Annotated in this window: 18 protein-coding genes; 7 read left to right on the forward strand and 11 right to left on the reverse strand. The window is 37.7% G+C overall.

The window, feature by feature from the left end; all coding sequences use genetic code 11:
- The first annotated feature begins 7 nt into the window (after window positions 1–7).
- Together ACZ42F_RS01805 and ACZ42F_RS01810 are read left to right on the forward strand one after the other, a co-directional pair.
- Window positions 8–580: a hypothetical protein gene (locus ACZ42F_RS01805; RefSeq protein WP_464279529.1), complete on the forward strand. Its 573-nt coding sequence runs from the start codon at window positions 8–10 to the stop codon at window positions 578–580.
- Window positions 502–1,317 (forward strand): hypothetical protein, encoded by an 816-nt coding sequence (locus tag ACZ42F_RS01810; protein WP_464279530.1) that lies wholly within the window; start codon window positions 502–504, stop codon window positions 1,315–1,317. Before ACZ42F_RS01805 ends, ACZ42F_RS01810 begins: the two co-directional genes overlap by 79 nt.
- A 50-nt stretch (window positions 1,318–1,367) precedes the next feature.
- On the opposite strand, the gene ACZ42F_RS01815 is transcribed toward ACZ42F_RS01810, so the two are convergent.
- Both ACZ42F_RS01815 and ACZ42F_RS01820 read right to left on the reverse strand, forming a co-directional pair.
- Window positions 1,368–3,080 carry a carbon starvation CstA family protein gene (locus tag ACZ42F_RS01815; RefSeq protein ID WP_464279531.1) on the reverse strand — a complete coding sequence of 571 codons (1,713 nt, stop codon included), beginning with the start codon at window positions 3,078–3,080 and terminating at the stop codon, window positions 1,368–1,370.
- A 60-nt stretch (window positions 3,081–3,140) separates the two neighbouring features.
- Window positions 3,141–3,434, reverse strand: a complete 294-nt coding sequence (locus ACZ42F_RS01820; RefSeq protein ID WP_029966067.1) for a hypothetical protein — start codon at window positions 3,432–3,434, stop codon at window positions 3,141–3,143.
- Window positions 3,435–3,594: 160 nt separating this feature from the next.
- Here ACZ42F_RS01820 and ACZ42F_RS01825 point away from each other — a divergent pair, with 160 nt between their 5' ends.
- Together ACZ42F_RS01825 and ACZ42F_RS01830 are read left to right on the forward strand one after the other, a co-directional pair.
- Window positions 3,595–3,951, forward strand: a complete 357-nt coding sequence (locus tag ACZ42F_RS01825; RefSeq protein ID WP_029966069.1) for an ArsR/SmtB family transcription factor — start codon at window positions 3,595–3,597, stop codon at window positions 3,949–3,951.
- A gap of 1 nt (window position 3,952) precedes the next feature.
- Window positions 3,953–5,893, forward strand: a complete 1,941-nt coding sequence (locus ACZ42F_RS01830) for a heavy metal translocating P-type ATPase (protein WP_464279532.1) — start codon at window positions 3,953–3,955, stop codon at window positions 5,891–5,893.
- Window positions 5,894–5,939: 46 nt separating this feature from the next.
- Here the strand turns inward: ACZ42F_RS01830 and ACZ42F_RS01835 are convergent, their stop codons facing one another.
- From ACZ42F_RS01835 to ACZ42F_RS01870, 8 genes are all read right to left on the reverse strand, one after another.
- The gene (locus tag ACZ42F_RS01835) at window positions 5,940–7,703 is read right to left on the reverse strand and encodes a monovalent cation:proton antiporter family protein (RefSeq protein ID WP_464279533.1); all 1,764 of its coding nucleotides are present in this window, start codon (window positions 7,701–7,703) and stop codon (window positions 5,940–5,942) included.
- Between the two features lie 40 nt (window positions 7,704–7,743).
- The gene (locus ACZ42F_RS01840; RefSeq protein WP_464279534.1) at window positions 7,744–7,908 is read right to left on the reverse strand and encodes a hypothetical protein; all 165 of its coding nucleotides are present in this window, start codon (window positions 7,906–7,908) and stop codon (window positions 7,744–7,746) included.
- A 156-nt stretch (window positions 7,909–8,064) separates the two neighbouring features.
- Window positions 8,065–9,729 carry a methyl-accepting chemotaxis protein gene (locus tag ACZ42F_RS01845; protein ID WP_464279535.1) on the reverse strand — a complete coding sequence of 555 codons (1,665 nt, stop codon included), beginning with the start codon at window positions 9,727–9,729 and terminating at the stop codon, window positions 8,065–8,067.
- A gap of 128 nt (window positions 9,730–9,857) precedes the next feature.
- A complete protein-coding gene (locus ACZ42F_RS01850) occupies window positions 9,858–10,289 on the reverse strand; it encodes a response regulator (RefSeq protein ID WP_029966078.1) in 432 nt (143 codons plus the stop codon).
- A 27-nt stretch (window positions 10,290–10,316) separates the two neighbouring features.
- On the reverse strand, window positions 10,317–10,919 hold the full coding sequence (locus tag ACZ42F_RS01855; protein ID WP_029966080.1) for an ATP-binding protein: 603 nt from the start codon (window positions 10,917–10,919) through the stop codon (window positions 10,317–10,319).
- Entirely contained in the window at window positions 10,920–11,276 is a 357-nt protein-coding gene (locus ACZ42F_RS01860) for a response regulator (protein WP_464279536.1), read from the reverse strand.
- A 13-nt stretch (window positions 11,277–11,289) separates the two neighbouring features.
- Window positions 11,290–13,020 carry a sensor histidine kinase gene (locus ACZ42F_RS01865; RefSeq protein WP_464279537.1) on the reverse strand — a complete coding sequence of 577 codons (1,731 nt, stop codon included), beginning with the start codon at window positions 13,018–13,020 and terminating at the stop codon, window positions 11,290–11,292.
- A 69-nt stretch (window positions 13,021–13,089) separates the two neighbouring features.
- Complete coding sequence (locus ACZ42F_RS01870) at window positions 13,090–13,389, reverse strand: response regulator (protein WP_464279538.1); 300 nt, start codon at window positions 13,387–13,389, stop codon at window positions 13,090–13,092.
- A 248-nt stretch (window positions 13,390–13,637) separates the two neighbouring features.
- On the opposite strand from ACZ42F_RS01870, the gene ACZ42F_RS01875 reads away from it, so the two are divergent.
- The 3 genes from ACZ42F_RS01875 to ACZ42F_RS01885 all read left to right on the forward strand — a co-directional run bounded on the left by ACZ42F_RS01875 (window position 13,638) and on the right by ACZ42F_RS01885 (window position 15,528).
- Window positions 13,638–14,597 carry a sulfite exporter TauE/SafE family protein gene (locus ACZ42F_RS01875; RefSeq protein ID WP_464279539.1) on the forward strand — a complete coding sequence of 320 codons (960 nt, stop codon included), beginning with the start codon at window positions 13,638–13,640 and terminating at the stop codon, window positions 14,595–14,597.
- 29 nt (window positions 14,598–14,626) lie between these two features.
- Window positions 14,627–14,992 (forward strand): DUF1634 domain-containing protein, encoded by a 366-nt coding sequence (locus tag ACZ42F_RS01880; protein WP_464279540.1) that lies wholly within the window; start codon window positions 14,627–14,629, stop codon window positions 14,990–14,992.
- Between the two features lie 86 nt (window positions 14,993–15,078).
- On the forward strand, window positions 15,079–15,528 hold the full coding sequence (locus ACZ42F_RS01885; RefSeq protein ID WP_464279541.1) for a response regulator: 450 nt from the start codon (window positions 15,079–15,081) through the stop codon (window positions 15,526–15,528).
- A gap of 30 nt (window positions 15,529–15,558) precedes the next feature.
- Here ACZ42F_RS01885 and ACZ42F_RS01890 read toward each other — a convergent pair whose 3' ends face one another.
- Window positions 15,559–16,419, reverse strand: a complete 861-nt coding sequence (locus ACZ42F_RS01890) for a sigma 54-interacting transcriptional regulator (protein ID WP_464279542.1) — start codon at window positions 16,417–16,419, stop codon at window positions 15,559–15,561.

Consider the following 16,419-nt stretch of genomic DNA (forward strand, 5'->3'; position numbering starts at 1 on the left):
TAAACCTGTGGAGCTAAGCCTACCTCCTTTTGCTGAAGACCAAAGCGAATATGTGCTTTTGGCCTGGAACAATCTGGGCATGCATTGCATTTCTGATAGCTGGCCCTATTGGGTGCTTTTACCCCCAGCCAATGACCTTTTTGCCCTGGTGATAAAAAGAGGAGAATTGCCAGAAGTAGTTACAGAAGGGATTGAAGTTGTCTATGAGGTGGAAGAAGGATTTAGGCATCCAGAAGAGGAGGTTGAATTTTGGCAGGTGGCTCCTAAACTTTTTGGAAAAAAACTTGCTCCAGGAGAAGGACTTTCTGGCAACAGGGTTGTGGGTAAAATGAAGCTGGAAGAGGAAACAGGTATTTTTGGAGCGGATTTGATTCCTGTAGTGCCCTATTCTAAAAAAGGTTTTAACCCCTATCCTCAGTTTACCATTAAGGCTGTGGACAAAGAAAGTGGTAAGATTCTGGCTACAACCAAGGTAATAGCGCCTACTTCCACAGAAATGGGGTGCAAAAACTGTCACGGAGGTCCCTGGAGGAAAAAGAGGGTGCTGGTATTTCTGAAGAAACTGCTCAGGATGTTTTAAGGGTACATGATAGGATAAATAACACTACTTTGTTAAAAGAGGCCAAAGAAGGTCGCCCTGTCCTATGTCAATCCTGCCATCCAGACCCTGTGCTAAAAGCCAAAGGCAAACCCCATTTGCCCAATTTGCCCGCAGCCATTCATGGCTGGCACGCCAATTACCTTTCTGGAAGAGGTTCGGAGGCCTGTTTTCAATGTCATCCAGCAAGTTTAGCTGGTAGCACGGGGTGTCTTAGAGGAATACATGCAGCCAGGGGGTTAGACTGTACTTCCTGTCATGGTTATCTGGAAGACCATGCTTTAAGTTTGTTGCGCTTTGAAAAATCAAAGGGAAAAGCAGTGGAAAAATTGATGCTTAATTTAAAGCCTCGAAAAGTTGACTCTCTGGAAAAAATAAAGCCCAGAGAGCCCTGGCTAAATGAGCCTGATTGTTTTACCTGTCACCAAAACTATGAAAAGCCAGTTAAAAAAGAAGGCTTTAATGCTTGGACTAAAAATGCCCAGGCACTCTATCGCCATTCCTTTGATGAGAGTGGAGTTTTGCCTTGTATTGGGTGTCATGGCTCTCCCCATGCTATTTATCCAGCCAAAAACATCTATGAGCAAGACCTGGATAATATTCAGCCTCTGCAATATCAAAAGAATAGAAGGGCCATTGGCGCTGGTTTGAACTGTAAGGTGTGTCATTTAATAGATATGGAAGATGAGATGCACCATGTAAATATGTTGCGTCCATAAAAAAAGCCCCTCTTAAAGAGGGGCTTTTGGTTTTAAGGGCAGTAGTTTTTTTAGGCCACAGCCTTTTCTGGAGCAGAAGGCTTTTTCACCAGGAGAAAAGCCTCTATAATCATCCAGATTTCCAGTAAGAAAATAATTCCACCAATAATTACTAAAATCCAGTTTTGGGTAGCGTAGAATTTTTTCAGGTTTAAAACCATGGCCCAACCAGTCATGGCAATCATGAAAACCATGGGAATAACTGTATAAATAGTGGGTATTTTTTTCTTTACCAGATAGACAGTGATTACCAGCAAAGCAAGGCCAGCTAAGAGCTGGTTGGCAGTACCAAAAAGAGGCCAGAGGGTAAGAGCACCCTTTCCAGAACCATTGTAAAAGGACAGAATAAAGGCAGTAAGTACAGCAATCATAGTGGCAGGATGTCTGTTGGCCAAAGCAGGTACCTTACAGGCAATAGCCAGCTCGCCAATAATGTAGCGTTGCAACCTAGTAGCAGTGTCCAGGGTGGTGGCAGCAAAAGAAACCAGAAATACACCCATAATAGTTACCGTGATATTTTTAGGAATACCATAAGATTCAATTAAATTGGCTCCACCTTGCACAAAGGCATTTATCTTAGCTCCCAAACCACTAACAGCTGCCCAGGAAGAGTAGTAATGAGTAAAGGCTTCTGTGCCAAAAAAGGTGCCATCTTTGGTTATGAGCCCAAGTCCAAGTCCTGCAGCTACAGAAATGATAACCAGGGTGGATAAACTTCCTTCCATGAGCATGGCGCCATAGCCAATAAAACGGGCATCTTCTTCAGAATAACATTGTTTAGAAGAAGTCCCAGAACTGACCAGAGAGTGGAAACCAGAAATAGCTCCACAGGCAATAATTACAAAGAGAAAGGGCCACATGGAAGGAGCGCCCTGAGGATTGGGATTGATGGCAGGAGCTGTAATTTGGGGATGGGCAACAATAACTCCCAAAGCTAATAATCCCAGAGCAATGAGTAACTGGTGAGAGTTAATGTAATCTCTTGGCTGCAAAAGGGTTTGTACAGGCAAAGTAGAAGCAATATAAGCGTAGATATAGAGAATAATCATCCAGGTGATTATGGCTCCACTGGGACTAAGCCCCAAGGCCTTTAAATCTACAGGAACATAGGCACCAATAACTACAGTAATGTACATTACAATAACCGCAATAATTCCCCAGAAGGTATGGCTGGCACCTTTTTTATAGACCTGATAACCAAGAATAACAGCAATGGGTATTTCCAGCCAGACAGGAATAACAGCCTGGGGATACATGTCAAAGAGAATGGCAATAACCAGGGCAAAAACTGCAATTACCAGAAGGAGTAAAAAGAAAATAATAAGCAAAAAGAGAATGCGTACCCGAGGGGAAATAAGGTCGCCAGAAATATCTCCAATGGAGCGGCCATTGTGTCTTAGGGAGACAATTAAGGCTCCAAAATCATGTACTGCTCCTAAGAATATAGAACCAACAAAAACCCAGATCATTGCTGGGACCCAACCCCAGATTAGGGCTACTGCTGGTCCTACAATAGGTCCTAAACCAGCAATGGAAGTAAAGTGGTGACCAAAAAGAACGTGTTTGTTGGTAGGGACAAAGTCAATATCATCCCTTAGTTCATGAGATGGGCAGACTTTGTCTGCAGCTAGTTGAAAGATTTTTTTACCCAAAAACCTTCCATAGGTGTTATAGGCTACAACATAGCCCACACCTACCAACAGAGCTAACAGTAACGAGTTCATAATAAAAAACCTCCCTCCTTTTAATTTTACCTCCCCTGTACAAAGAGGTGATTGGCTATTTTATAGAGGCACTTGCAATCCTTCTACATATAGAGAGCTAAATTTCCAGAATCCCTGTTTTTTTAAAACAATGGGACCGATTTCCCTAAGTCTTCTATCTATAAAGAAGTGGTAATTATCCACTTTTTTCCAGCGATATGATTTTAGATTTTGAGGTTTTTCCAAAATCACCCGAATCTCCTTGGCCGTGCCAATGGGGCAGTTGGTATCTATTTCTGCTAAAGTTATGCTAATATCTTCAGCCTGACGTTCTTCCAGGTATTTTAAGGCCTTGCGATGAATAATGATTTTCATTTTTTTAGTTTAATTAAAAAAAAAAGCAATATTCAACAACTTATTTTTACTTAAAATTGAAAAATAGTCTTTTTAGAAAATATTTTTCTTGACCCTGAAAGGGAAAATAATTATTCAACGTTTGAATATATGTTCAAATGTTTTATTTTGGAGTGAGAGAATGAGTAAGTGTAAGCATGGGCTTAGGGCTGAAGATTTGGAAATTCTGGATTTTGGGGAAGAAGAGGAAAGGGAAGAGCTTATTTTAGAGCTAGCAGATATTTTTAAGATTCTTTCTGACCCCACCAGACTCAAGATTTTGCTCACTTTGCTCAAGCAAAAGGAATTGGCAGTATGTTGTCTGAGTGAAAGCGTGAAAATGAGTGTTTCTGCTGTGTCCCATCAATTGCGTTTACTTAGGGGCGCCAAGCTGGTCAAATTCAGGCGAGAGGGTAAAAATATTTTTTATTCTTTGGATGATGAACATGTGTATTTGCTTTTAGCTCAGGCTTTAGAGCATATTTTGGAGGAAAGGTAAAATGGCCAATGGTTGTAGTTGTTGTTCTTCTGGGAGTTGTACTCTTCCCCTTTCTAAAGAAGAAGTAAAAAGTGAGAACAGGGCTTTTTACTTAAGCATAGGATTGGGGAGTTTGTTTTTTGGACTTGCTTTAATAAGCGAGCATTTTTTTAACTTTTCTTTTAGCGTGTATCTTTATCTCTTAAGTTATCTCTTTTTAGGTTATGATATCTTATTTTCTGCCTTTAAAAGTATATTAAAAGGACTTATCCTGGATGAAATGTTTTTGATGTCCATAGCTAGTATGGGAGCCTTTTTTATTGCTGCCTATGCTGAAGCCTGTGCAGTAATGCTATTTTTCAAAGTAGGAGAGCATTTGCAAGAAAAGGCCTTAGATAAGTCCAGGAGAACCATTTCTTCTCTTTTAGCCTTAAAACCAGAGGTCGCTAGAGTGCTTAGATTGGGCACAGAAGTATTGTTGCCACCAGAAGAAGTAAAGGTAAGGGAAATAATAGAGGTTCAGCCTGGAGAAAGGATTCCTTTGGATGGAGAAGTTATAGAAGGAATTTCTTTTGTGGACACCTCGGCCTTGACTGGAGAGGGTGTGCCTAAAAGAGTGCGTCCAGGAAAAAAGGTTCTGGGTGGTAGCGTAAATGGCAGTGGCCTCCTTAAGATAAGGGTGACCCATCCCTACAGAGAGTCAGCTTTGGCCAAGGTGCTGGAATTGGTGGAAAAATCAGGTGCTAAAAAGGCCAGAGTGGAAAAGATGATTACGCGTTTGGCTAAGGTTTATACGCCTGTGGTGGTTGGCCTGGCTTTACTTATTGCCTTTTTACCTCCTCTTCTGGTCAAGTGGGGGCTTGTAAGCTTAGGAGATGCTTCCTTTTCTACCTGGCTTTATCGAGGACTTGTTTTTCTGGTGATTTCCTGCCCCTGTGCCCTGGTTTTGTCTATTCCTTTGGGGTTTTTTGCTGGTATTGGCGGAGCTTCTAAAAAGGGCATTTTGGTCAAGGGAGCAAGTTATCTGGAATTGCTTAGCAGGGTGAAAACTGTAGTTTGGGATAAGACAGGTACCCTTACTAAGGGTAATTTTAAAGTGAAAAAGATTTTACCAGCCCCTTCTAGTAGCGAAGAGGAAGTATTATTTTTAGCTGCCTTATTGGAGAGCAAAGTAAATCATCCCATTGCCAACTCCATTTTAGAAGAGGCCCAGAAGAAGGGCCTTCTTTTGCAAGATGAGGTACAAAAAGTGGAAGTAGTTGAAGGCAAGGGTGTAAGAGGGGAGGTAAAGGGAAGACCAGTTCTTCTGGGCAGTAAAGACTTTTTAGAGGAAAACAGGATAGCAGTAAAAGGCAATGGGGAAGCTGGAACTGAAGTTTACCTGGCTTATGCCGGGGAGTTTAAAGGTTCTATTGTGATTGAAGACGAACTAAAACCAGAATCTAAAAAGACCTTGCAACTACTACAAAAGATGGGAATAAAAAGGCATGTGCTCCTTACAGGAGATGTGCCTGAGATAGCTTTAAAAATAGCCAATTACTTGGGAATAAAGGAAGTATTTGCAGGGTTGTTACCTCAGGATAAGGTTTTTCATCTGGAAAAATTACTTCAAGAAAAATCCCAAAAAGAAGCTGTTGCTTGTGTGGGAGATGGGATAAATGATGCTCCCATGTTAAGGCTTGCTGATGTTGGAATTGCCATGGGAGAAAAGGGCGTGGATATGGCTATGGAATCTGCAGATGTGGTCTTAATGCAAGATAATCCACTTTTATTGGTAGAAGCCATAAGTAGAAGCAAAAAGACCTTGCAGATAATCTGGCAAAATATTTTCCTGGCCTTTGGGATTAAAGGACTGGTTTTATTTCTGGGTAGTCTGGGCTTAGCTACTATGTGGATGGCTATTTTTGCTGATGTGGGAGTGGCTCTCTTGGCTGTGTTAAACTCTATGCGGGCTTTTAAGTAAGTTTTGGGCTGGAATGATTTTTGGGTTGTTAAGCTTGGAGAAAAAATTAGTTTTTGGGAGTTGTAGCCCAAATACAGAAGGATTCTCTGCTTTTTTCGTCTCCAATGATGCCAACTATGTCTTCTGGCTTTAAAATAAAATTGGGTTGAGGATTGGGAAAAATTTCTCCTTTTCTTATTACAGCCACAATAGATGCTCCTGTATTTTTGCGTATTTCACCCTCTGCAATGGATTTATTGGTTATGGGGCTTTCAGGAGATAATCTAATCCATTGTAAGTCAAAATGTTGCTCTACACCCCTAAGTTGAGAGAGTAAACGATAGTTTTTATTCGAGTTAAATAAGCTGGCATAGAGTTCTTGGCGGGTATTTTCAATCTGGCGTTGAATTTCTGTAGGAGGAATGTTTAAATTTAGTAGAGCCTGGCGTGTGATTTCTAGACTGGCTTCGAACTCAGGCAATACCACCTCCAAAACTCCAAGATTTTTCAATACTTCCAGGTAGTCAGGTCCAGCAGCTCGGCTGATAATTTTAATTTTTGGATTTAAATTTTTAGCCTGGGCAATAATGGCTTTGATTGCTACTAAATCAGACATGGTTAAGATAAGAAGGTTGGCTTTTTGAATTTTGGCTGCTTCCAGTACTATATCTTGGCTTGCATCACCATAGATGACTGGTAGTCCTTCCTTTTTTGCCTGTTCAAAGCGTCTGTGATTGAGCTCAATGATTATAACCTCCATATTGAAGCGTTGTAAAATTTGGGCAATTTGAGAACCTACTCTGCCACCTCCTGCAATTACAATATGGTTGGCGTATTCTTTGGGAGAAAGATTTGAAGTTTCCAGTTGTTCATGTTTAAACCAGCGTTTTTTTAGGGCATAAAGTCTGGCAGTTTGGCTTGAGATAAAGGGAGTTATGGCCATGGATAAAATAGCTACAGTTAAGATAAGAGAATAGAGCTCATTATTTATTGAGCCAGTAGATACTCCAAGTCTAGCTAAGACAAAAGAAAATTCCCCCACCTGAAATAGCCCTAATCCAAGGGCCAAGGGTATTACATTCCGATATTTGAAAATATGGGAAATAAGGGAAAAGATTATGCCCTTTCCTATACAAACTACTAAAAGTAATAAGATAACTTCCTGGATATGACTGAGTAAAAACTTAGGATTAAAAAGCATTCCCACTGAGGAAAAAAATAAAAGGCCAAAAAGGTCTCGTAAGGGTATAATATCACTTAAGGCCTGATGCCCATAATCTGATTCACTTAAAACCATACCAGCTACAAAGGCTCCAAAGGCAAAGGAAAGTCCAACTAAGTGAGTAAGATAACCTACTCCAAGCCCCACAGCTGTAATAGCTAAAAGAAATAATTCTCTGGAACCAAGCTTGGCAATGTAAGAGATAAACTTAGGAATTATGCGTGTCCCCAATAAAACCATAGTTATAATAAAAACAGTGGCTTTTAAAACAGCAAAGCCTAAGGTAGATAAATCTATAACGGGATTATTTAGCTGAGGGAGAATAATCATCAGGGGAATTACTGCTAGGTCCTGAACAATTAACATGGCTATCATAACTTTGCTGGAAAGAGTACCCATCCAGCCTTGAGCCATTAAAGATTTAAGAGTTACCATGGTGCTGGAAAGAGAAGTCAAAGCACCAAGCCAAAGGGATGATTTCCAATCTAAACCAAAAAATTGTCCCACTCCAAAACCAAGTCCAATAGTGAGCAACATCTGAAGAGGAGTTCCAAACAAGGCAATCCACTTCACTGCTCGAAGCTTTTTAAAGGAAAATTCTAGTCCCAAGGCAAACAAGAGTAGGGCTACTCCAATTTCTGCTAATAGTTCAATTTCCCTTATACCTGAGAATGGTTAATCCGCCAGTATAGGGTCCTAGAATAACTCCTGCTAAAATATATCCTAAAAGGAGTGGTTGTCCCAGTTTTTGTAAAAGTAAACCGCAAAAAAAAGCAGTAACGATGATAAGAATAATGTCTGTTGCTATACCCATTTTTTTATAAGGGCTTAATTTAAATTAAAAAAATATTTTGAGATTATTTGTTTCGTATAATTTTAAACAATATTTTTATTTTTACTCTTTATTTAAGAAAAAGGACATCTAGTATACTAGATGTCCTTTTTTCTTTGTTTTTAGTTTTAATAAAGTCTATACCTTGAATTTAGCAATAAGTTCTTTTAACTTGGCAGCTAAATCTTGCAACTCTTTAGCACTGGAAGCTACTGTATTACTGTTTTCTCTCATTTCGCCTACAGATTCGTTAATGGCAGCAATATCTTTGGCTGTATCTTGCGCAACATTAGAGGCTTCATCCACATTGTTATTTATTTCTTCCAGGGAACTGGAAGCTATTCCAATGTTTTCTGCAATATCTTTGGTGGCTACGGATTGTTCTTCAATGGCAGCAGCTATGGTGGTGACAATTTCATCCACTTCCTGGATTACCTCCAGGATTTTACCAATTTGTCCTACGGTCTTATCTGTAGCACTTTGAATACCTTGAATTTTATTTTTAATATCTTCAGTTGCCTTGGCTGTTTGCTGGGCCAATTCTTTAATTTCATTGGCTACTACAGCAAAGCCCTTACCTGCTTCTCCTGCTCTGGCTGCTTCGATGGTGGCATTCAAGGCCAGGAGGTTGGTTTGAGAAGAAATGGCGTTTATGGTTTCCAGCACGGTATTAATCTCGTGGGCAACCACTCCCAGTTCATTTACTTCTGTGGAAGTTTCCTGGGCAATACCTACAGCATGATTGGTAATTTCCTTGGCCTTTCCTGTGTTGGCAGCAATTTCATTGATGGTAACGCTCATTTCTTCAGCAGCACTGGCCACAGTGTTGATGTTGTTGGTGGTTTCCCTGGTTGCATCAGCTACATTGTTCATGTTCACACTCATTTCCTCTGAAGCTGTGGCTACCAAATTGGCTTTTTGAGCATTTTCCTCGGCTATATCCACCAGTTCTTTGGACACCTGATTGAGCTCACTGGAGGAATCTGCCAGAATATTTACTCCAGATACCACCTCTCCAATAAGGCCTCGCATGTTTTTAACCATGGTATTGATAGAATTAGCTAAAATACCCAGTTCGTCTTCCCAGTTGGCTTTTACTTCTGCAGTAAGGTCTCCCTGACTTACTTTTTGAGCAGTGTCAGAGACCAACACTATTTTTTCCACCACTGTTTTGCGTAAAAAGATATTTAAAACAACTACCAGGAAAATGAGCCCTCCAACAGTAATTCCTCCAGAAATGATCTGGTTGGTGTTCAGGGTGGTTATTTCTTTGGCAATGCTTTGCTCTACAATCAAGCTTCCCAAAATGGGCTCACTTTTGCCATGGCAGTGATAACAGGAGGGTTCATTTTTTATTGAAGTAATGTTTACAAAATAGGGTATGCCCTCCATTTCTGCTATGGTATTGTATGTGCCTGCTGTTTTTAGGCTGGCTTTTACCAATTCTTGCACTTTAGAGTCTTTAGGAAGGTCCTTTAAGTAAGATTTACGCTCTTCTTCCTTTTTGGTGGCATAACAGATATCGCCTCTAAAATCTGTAAGATAGATGTGAATATCTGGGTATTGTTTGCCCAGCTGGAGAAATTTTTTCTCTGTGCCTTCGTCATCACCCGTGGTCATGGGTTCTTCAATGGCTTTTAAAAGCAGGTCAGATAATTTTAGGGCTGATTCCTTAATGGAAGCAATAGAAGAGGATTTTTGCCTGGAATAATTGGTAATAAAGAGAAGGGAAAAGATAATAATTAAAATTAAGCTAGAAATTACCCCCACCTTTAGACCAATGGACTTTTTTAGAAATTTCATTCTCCCTTTTCTCCTTGTGCAAGAATATTTTTCTTTACTTTATAACCAGCCCCATAAATATAGCAACTAAATTTTTCTTTCCTAATATTTTTGCTAAAAAGTAGGAACAAATTAGTAACAAGTAAGGGTTACCATCCTTTTTCTTGCAAAATGGATTTTATTTTTTCCTCATTCTTTTTTTCCACTAAAATCATTTTCTTGTTTTTGGCTTCTTTGATTAGAGATAAAAGTTGTTGAATGTCTGCAGGTTTTTCCACAAAATCAAAAGCGCCCAGTTTCATGGCTTCTATTCCCTTTTTTACTGTGGCCTGCCCTGTCAGGAGAATAATTTGTAGCTCTGGCATAGTACTCTTGATTTTTTGAAGAGTTTCCAAGCCATCCATGCCAGGCATAACCAAATCTAAAATGATAGTATCCACATTTTTTTCTTGAAGTTTTTTTAAGGCTTCATCTCCTGAGGTGGCGGTTAAGACCTCTAGTCCCCTAGCTTTCATTCTTTCAGCCAAGGTTTCACAAAACTCTTTTTCGTCATCTACGATTAAAACTTTAGTGTTTTCCATAAGTTAATCTCCTTTTAGTTTTTAGATTTAAGTTAAGTTTATACAAAGAGTGTTGTTTTTTTCTTCCAGTGTAATGTTTAACAGGCTAGCTATTTGCTCACTTTTGGAACTTACTTTAATTTGTGGTTCTATATAAATTTTGTTTTTCTTGACCAGAAAAGAAAGTTTTTTTTCTTTATTTTCTTCTTGTTGAGTAAAATCGTTTAAGATAGATATAATCAGACCTAAAAAAATAAAGGGTTGAGTAGAGTATTGGAAAGATTCTGGAGAAGTTAAAGTTAATTCTATATTTTTCATGTCTGCTATTCTTTTATAGACACTAAGGCTTAAACTTAAATATTCGCTTATGTCTATATTGAGACATTTGTCGTCTGGAGTGTGGGCTAATTTATTCAGGTTTTGCACAATCTTGTTGGCTCTTACTGTTTGATTGAAGATAGAAGTTGTAATTTCTTTTATTTTTTCCAGGCTTAAAGTATTATTATCTTCTTCACTTAACTCTATAAGGTCTTCTAAAAGTCCACTTTTTTCCTGAATAATAGCTAGGCAGTTTTTTAGCTCATGGGAAATACTGGCCGTTATTTGTCCTTTGATTTGAATTAAGTCCCATAAAGGATTGGATAGGTCCATTTATTTTTCCTCTAGTTCTTTTAGTTTATTAAAAAAGTCTTCAAAATCAACTGGTTTTACCAGATAAAAACACCCGCCTTTTAAAGAGCACTCTTTAAGGTCTTCCTTAGAACCATGTCCAGTTAAAAAACCGATTTTTAATTTAGGTTGAATTTTTTTTAACTCTTCCATGATTTCCAGGCCGCTGATTTTGGGCATTTTCATATCCAACACAGCCACATCATATTTTTTTTCTTGAATCAATTTCAGGGCTTTTTCTTTAGTAGTGGCAAAATCGGCTTCAATGCCCCTAAACTTTAGCCTTTCCACCAGAGCTTCTACTAATTCTTGTTCGTCATCTACAAGTAAAACTCGCAATTTATAATCCTCCTTATGCCTCCTTAGCTTTTACAGGCAGAAAAATAAAAAAGGTAGTACCTTTTCCTACTTGGCTTTCTACCTGAATCTCCCCTTTTAACTTTTTAACCAGGCCATAGGTGATGGATAGTCCCAGACCAGTACCTCCCTGGTCTTTTTTAGTGGAAAAGAAGGGGTCAAAGATTTTTTTCAGGTTTTCAGGGGAGATGCCAATGCCATCATCTTTAATAGCTACTTTGACCATGTCCTTTTCTTTCAGGTAGTCAAGAGTGATGTCTATATGCCCTCCTTTCTTAACAGCAGCAAAGGCATTATTGATTATATTTAAAAAGATTTGTTGAAGTTTGCTGCGATCACTTTGAATAAGAGGTATTTCTTGAGTTTTGGTTATGTTAACGTGAATATCTCTATATTGGGCTTCTTTTTCCAGAAAACTTAAAACTTCTTCCAATAGTGTCTGTAAATCTACTTCTTCTATTTTTACATCAATATGTCTGGCAAAGCCAAGAAGCCTATGGGTAATAGTTCTACATCTATCCACTTGTTTCAAGATGGAGTCAATTAAAGAGAGAAGTTTTTTGTCTTCTTTGTATTGGTCGGAAAAAGTAAAAATATCCTTAATTAGTCCTGCAGTTTCATTGATAATGGCTAAAGGATTGTTTATTTCATGGGCTACACCTGCAGCTAGACGTCCTATAGAGGCAAGTTTATTGGTATGCTCTACCTTATGAATTAGGGCTGCTCTCCTAAGATCTGCATAATAAATTTTTGTGACCAGCTTGGTAGAGATAATTACAACTACTACCAAGACAATTGCTATTCCTAAGACTAAAGTAGCTAAGGTCTCTTTTTTTAATATACTTAGTCCACTTTTCAATATGGTAGGCTTTTTTACTAAAACAAAACTAAAAGGTGTCCCTTTTATCTTTTCTTTTCCAAAAATCCAAGTTTTTCCCGTAGAGTCGCTAAACTCACAAATTTTACTATCTGGAATACATTTTATATTTTGAGGGGAAAAAATTTCTAAAACATCTCCAAAGAATTTTGAAGGAGTTTGAAAAACATTATTTTGATTTAAAATAAAAGCATCGCTATTCTCATCCAGTTCTAAACTGCCCAGGAGATTAATTAATTGGGAAGTATCAATTGTTGTTCTTAAGATAAAAAAATCTCCATTAGAAATATTTTGTTTTATAGATATGGTAAAGTGGGGGGTATTTCTATAACCTAAAAAAACATCACTTATATACTCTTCTTTAATCAAAACTTCTTTATACCAGTCTTGTTGTTTGTAGTTTTTTCCCTTAAGTTCATAAGGACCAACATAATTTATTTGTATCCCTTGAGAATCTATTATACCTAAATCTACGATATTGCCAAAAGAAGTTTTTAAATCTAAGTATATTTTACCTAAGACAGAAGTTTTTTTTATTTCTTCATAGGGGGTATTTAGTACAATAAATTTTAAAGCTGATTTTTTTTGAGTAATAAAGAAGTTAATTGACTTTTGAGTATTGGATATAAGGCGAACTAAAGGATACTCGACTTCTGCCTGGATATATTTTTCATAGATGTTTAAATTCAGGAAGGTTAGGATGAGAAGAGGGAGTATAGAGACAAAAGAGATTAGGAGTATTACGCCTATCCATAAATTGCGGTAATTAAAAAGTTCTTGTTCTTCTTTATAGATATTAGTTCCCTTCAAAAAAGGAGGAGATATTTGCTGTATAATTTTTTTTAACATTTTAATTTTATAAAATTTCTTTTATTTTTTTAATTAATACCTTAAAATCCACAGGTTTGTTAAAGCATTCTACTGCCCCCAGTTCCAGGCAAAGCTTTTTTTCTTTTCTGAGCCATGTCCGGTAATAATGATGACCCTGGTTTGAGGATATTGTTCGCGGATTATTTTTAACACTTCTAGTCCACTTAGTCCAGGCATTTTTAGGTCCAGAAGAACAAGTTTAGGCTTTTCCGCAGCTAACACTTTTAATCCTGATTCTCCGTCTAAGGCCATGAGACAGTCAAATCCCCTTAACTTAAGTCGTTCCGTTAAGGTCTCTAAGTAATCTTTTTCGTCATCGATGATTAAAATTTTGGGCTTAGGAGTCATGGGGTACCTCTCTTTTAATAATAGTTGGTAATTATTAAAAATAATAAAAATAAAAAATATTTTTTGACAAGCAAAAAAAGTCTGCCAAGAGTATTATTTTTAAGTTTCACTTTTTAACTTATGTTGAAAGATGAAACTTTATGGCTTGAGGTTAGTTTTAAAATGTAATACTTAAACTTATTGACATAAAATTCACAAATGAATAAAGTTTGGGTCGTGTTGCATAATTTAACGCTAAGGAGATGGCTATGGTAAAGAAAATCTTTGAGAAATTGTTGCTAGCCTTGAGTCTGGTTTTGGCTAGTCCTCTTTTTGCTTTGGCAGCAGAGGGTGCTGTGAATGGTGGGAAGCCCTGGTGGTTTTGGCCTTTGATTTTATTCTTTTTTTGTTTGGTTTTGGGAGTGATTGCAGTTTTAGCTGGTGTAGGTGGAGGCGTTCTTTATGTTCCTTTAGTAAGTGGATTTTTCCCCTTTCATATTGATTTTGTTAGAGGGGCTGGACTTATGGTGGCTTTAGCAGGAGCTTTAGCCGCAGGTCCTGGTTTGTTGCGTAGAAACTTAGCCAGCTTGCGCTTAACCTTGCCTATTGCTCTAATTGCTTCTGCTTGCTCTATTGCGGGAGCACTACTTGGACTTTATTTATCTCATTTAAATCCTGCTTATGTGCAAGTGGCTTTAGGTATTACTATTATGGGTATTGCCATTTTGCTTTTATGTTCCAAAAACACAGAAAAACCTGTAGTAACAAAGCAAGATGCTTTGGGTTTAGCCCTTGGACTTCAGGGTGCTTATAAAGAAGAGGGTACTGGAGAAATTGTAGAATGGAAAACCCATAGAACCTTGGTTGGTTTTCTTTTATTTATTATTATTGGAGTTATGGCTGGTATGTTTGGGCTTGGAGCTGGCTGGGCTAATGTTCCAGTTTTAAATCTGGTTATGGGTGTACCTTTGAAAATTTCTGTAGCTACCAGTAAGTTTTTACTTTCTATTACTGATACTTCTGCAGCCTGGATTTATTTGAATAAAGGCTGTGTGATTCCCTTAATGGCCATTCCTTCCATTATTGGACTTATGCTGGGTTCCTTTTTGGGAGTTAAAATTTTAGCTGTAGCTAAACCCAAGTTTATTCGTTATATGGTTATTGGAGTTTTAATCTTTGCTGGATTTAAAGCCATAGACAAAGGTATGGGCTGGAATATTATTGGATAATCGAAAAATATGGATTTAAGGAGTAAAAAATGGATAAAAGATTAGAAGAAATGATTAAGCCTATGCCCCAGCAGATAACCTATGCCAATATTTTGTTTTGGGGTGCTTGGGGTGGCATTTTGCTTATGACTCTTACCTACATAATCTATCTTGCCCACATCTTGCCTCCGCATGTGGATGTAAATTTGGTGGTCCAAAACTGGCATAAAGGGGTTGCTGAGTATAGAGAAATAACCAATTCTCCCCAAGGCTGGAATTGGCTTTTTTTGCTAAATAAAGGTGATTTTATCAACTTTTTAGGTATTGCCTTTTTGGCCTTACTTACTATAATATGTTATATAGTGTTGTTCTTTGGTTATGTGAAAAGAAAGATAAAATTTATGCTACTATTGTAATTGCAGAAATTTTGGTGCTGGCTTTAGCTGCTTCTGGACTTTTGGGAAGTGGTGGGCATTAAACCTATAAAATATGAGGGATAGTTATGTCTCCAAAAAAGAAAATTAAGATTTTATTGGTTGATGATGAGCAAGAATTTTTAAACTCTATTGCCGAAAGAGTGAAATTAAAAGGTTTTGAACCAGTTACAGCTACTTCGGGAGAAGAAGCTTTAGAACTGGCTAAAAAAGAACACTTTTATGCAGCAGTAGTGGATTTAAAAATGCCAGGTTTAGATGGGCTTGAGACCATTAAGAGATTGAGAGAATTTGATCCTAAACTGCATACCATTTTACTTACCGGTTTTGGTAATGAAAAAGTTAAAGAAGCTACCAATGCCTTAGAGTCTGAATATTTTGACAAGGCTGATATGCCTAGTTTTTGGGATTATTTAAAACAACTAGCTCATAAGGTAGAAGATTCCATGGCTGCTGCTGGGCTGGCCACGCATGGCGACTTAGAGGATGCTGAAAAAATAGAAAAAGGTGAAGAATAACCAAAGGGAGGTCAAGACCTCCCTTTGGTCTTATTCTGGAAGATTATAGTTTTTTAGTTTTCTCCACAAAGATGTCCTGCTTATTCCAAGTATTTTAGCTGCTTCTACTTTATTTCCTTTGGTATAGTTTAAGACTCGCAAAATATATTCCTTTTCTATTTCCGCCAGGGGTTTAAAGTTGTCTACCCTAAAAGAAGTCATTGCGCTTTTAAAGCGAGAAGGAAAGTGAATGGTATCAATTTCCTCACCTTCAGCTAAAATAACTGCCCGTTCTATTAGATATTCTAATTCCCTTACATTGCCTGGAAAGTCGTATTCCTTTAATTTGTAGAGGGCCTGGACAGAAATTTTAGTTATATTTTTTTTAAATTCCTTGGAGTATTTATTTAAAAAGTAATAGGCAAGTAAAGGAATATCATCTTTTCTTTTTCTAAGAGGAGGTAATTCCAGAGATACAGCATTTAGGCGATAGTATAAATCTTCTCTAAATTTTCCTGCTTTTATTTTTTCCTGAAGATTGCTGTTGGTTGCTGCAATTATTCTTGCATCTGCTTTTATTTCTTCATTTCCCCCATAGGGAATAAAGATTTTATGCTCTATGAACTTTAGAAGCATGCTTTGAATCATTAAAGGAGATTCTTCTATTTCATGTAAAAATAAAGTTCCATTATTAACAGCTTCCAGCAATCCCTTTCGTTTTCTAGTCTGTTGATTGGAATATTGATATTCTTCTCCAAAGATTTCTCTAAACAATATTTCTGGATTAAAGGTGCTACAGTGAATAGCAATAAATTTTTCTTTACTTCTAAAGCTTAGGCGATGAATGGTTTTGGCGATAAGCTCTTTTCCTGTTCCTGTTTCACCTATGATTAAAACCGGACAATCCAGCAC

This window comes from Desulfonauticus autotrophicus, assembly GCF_055381725.1.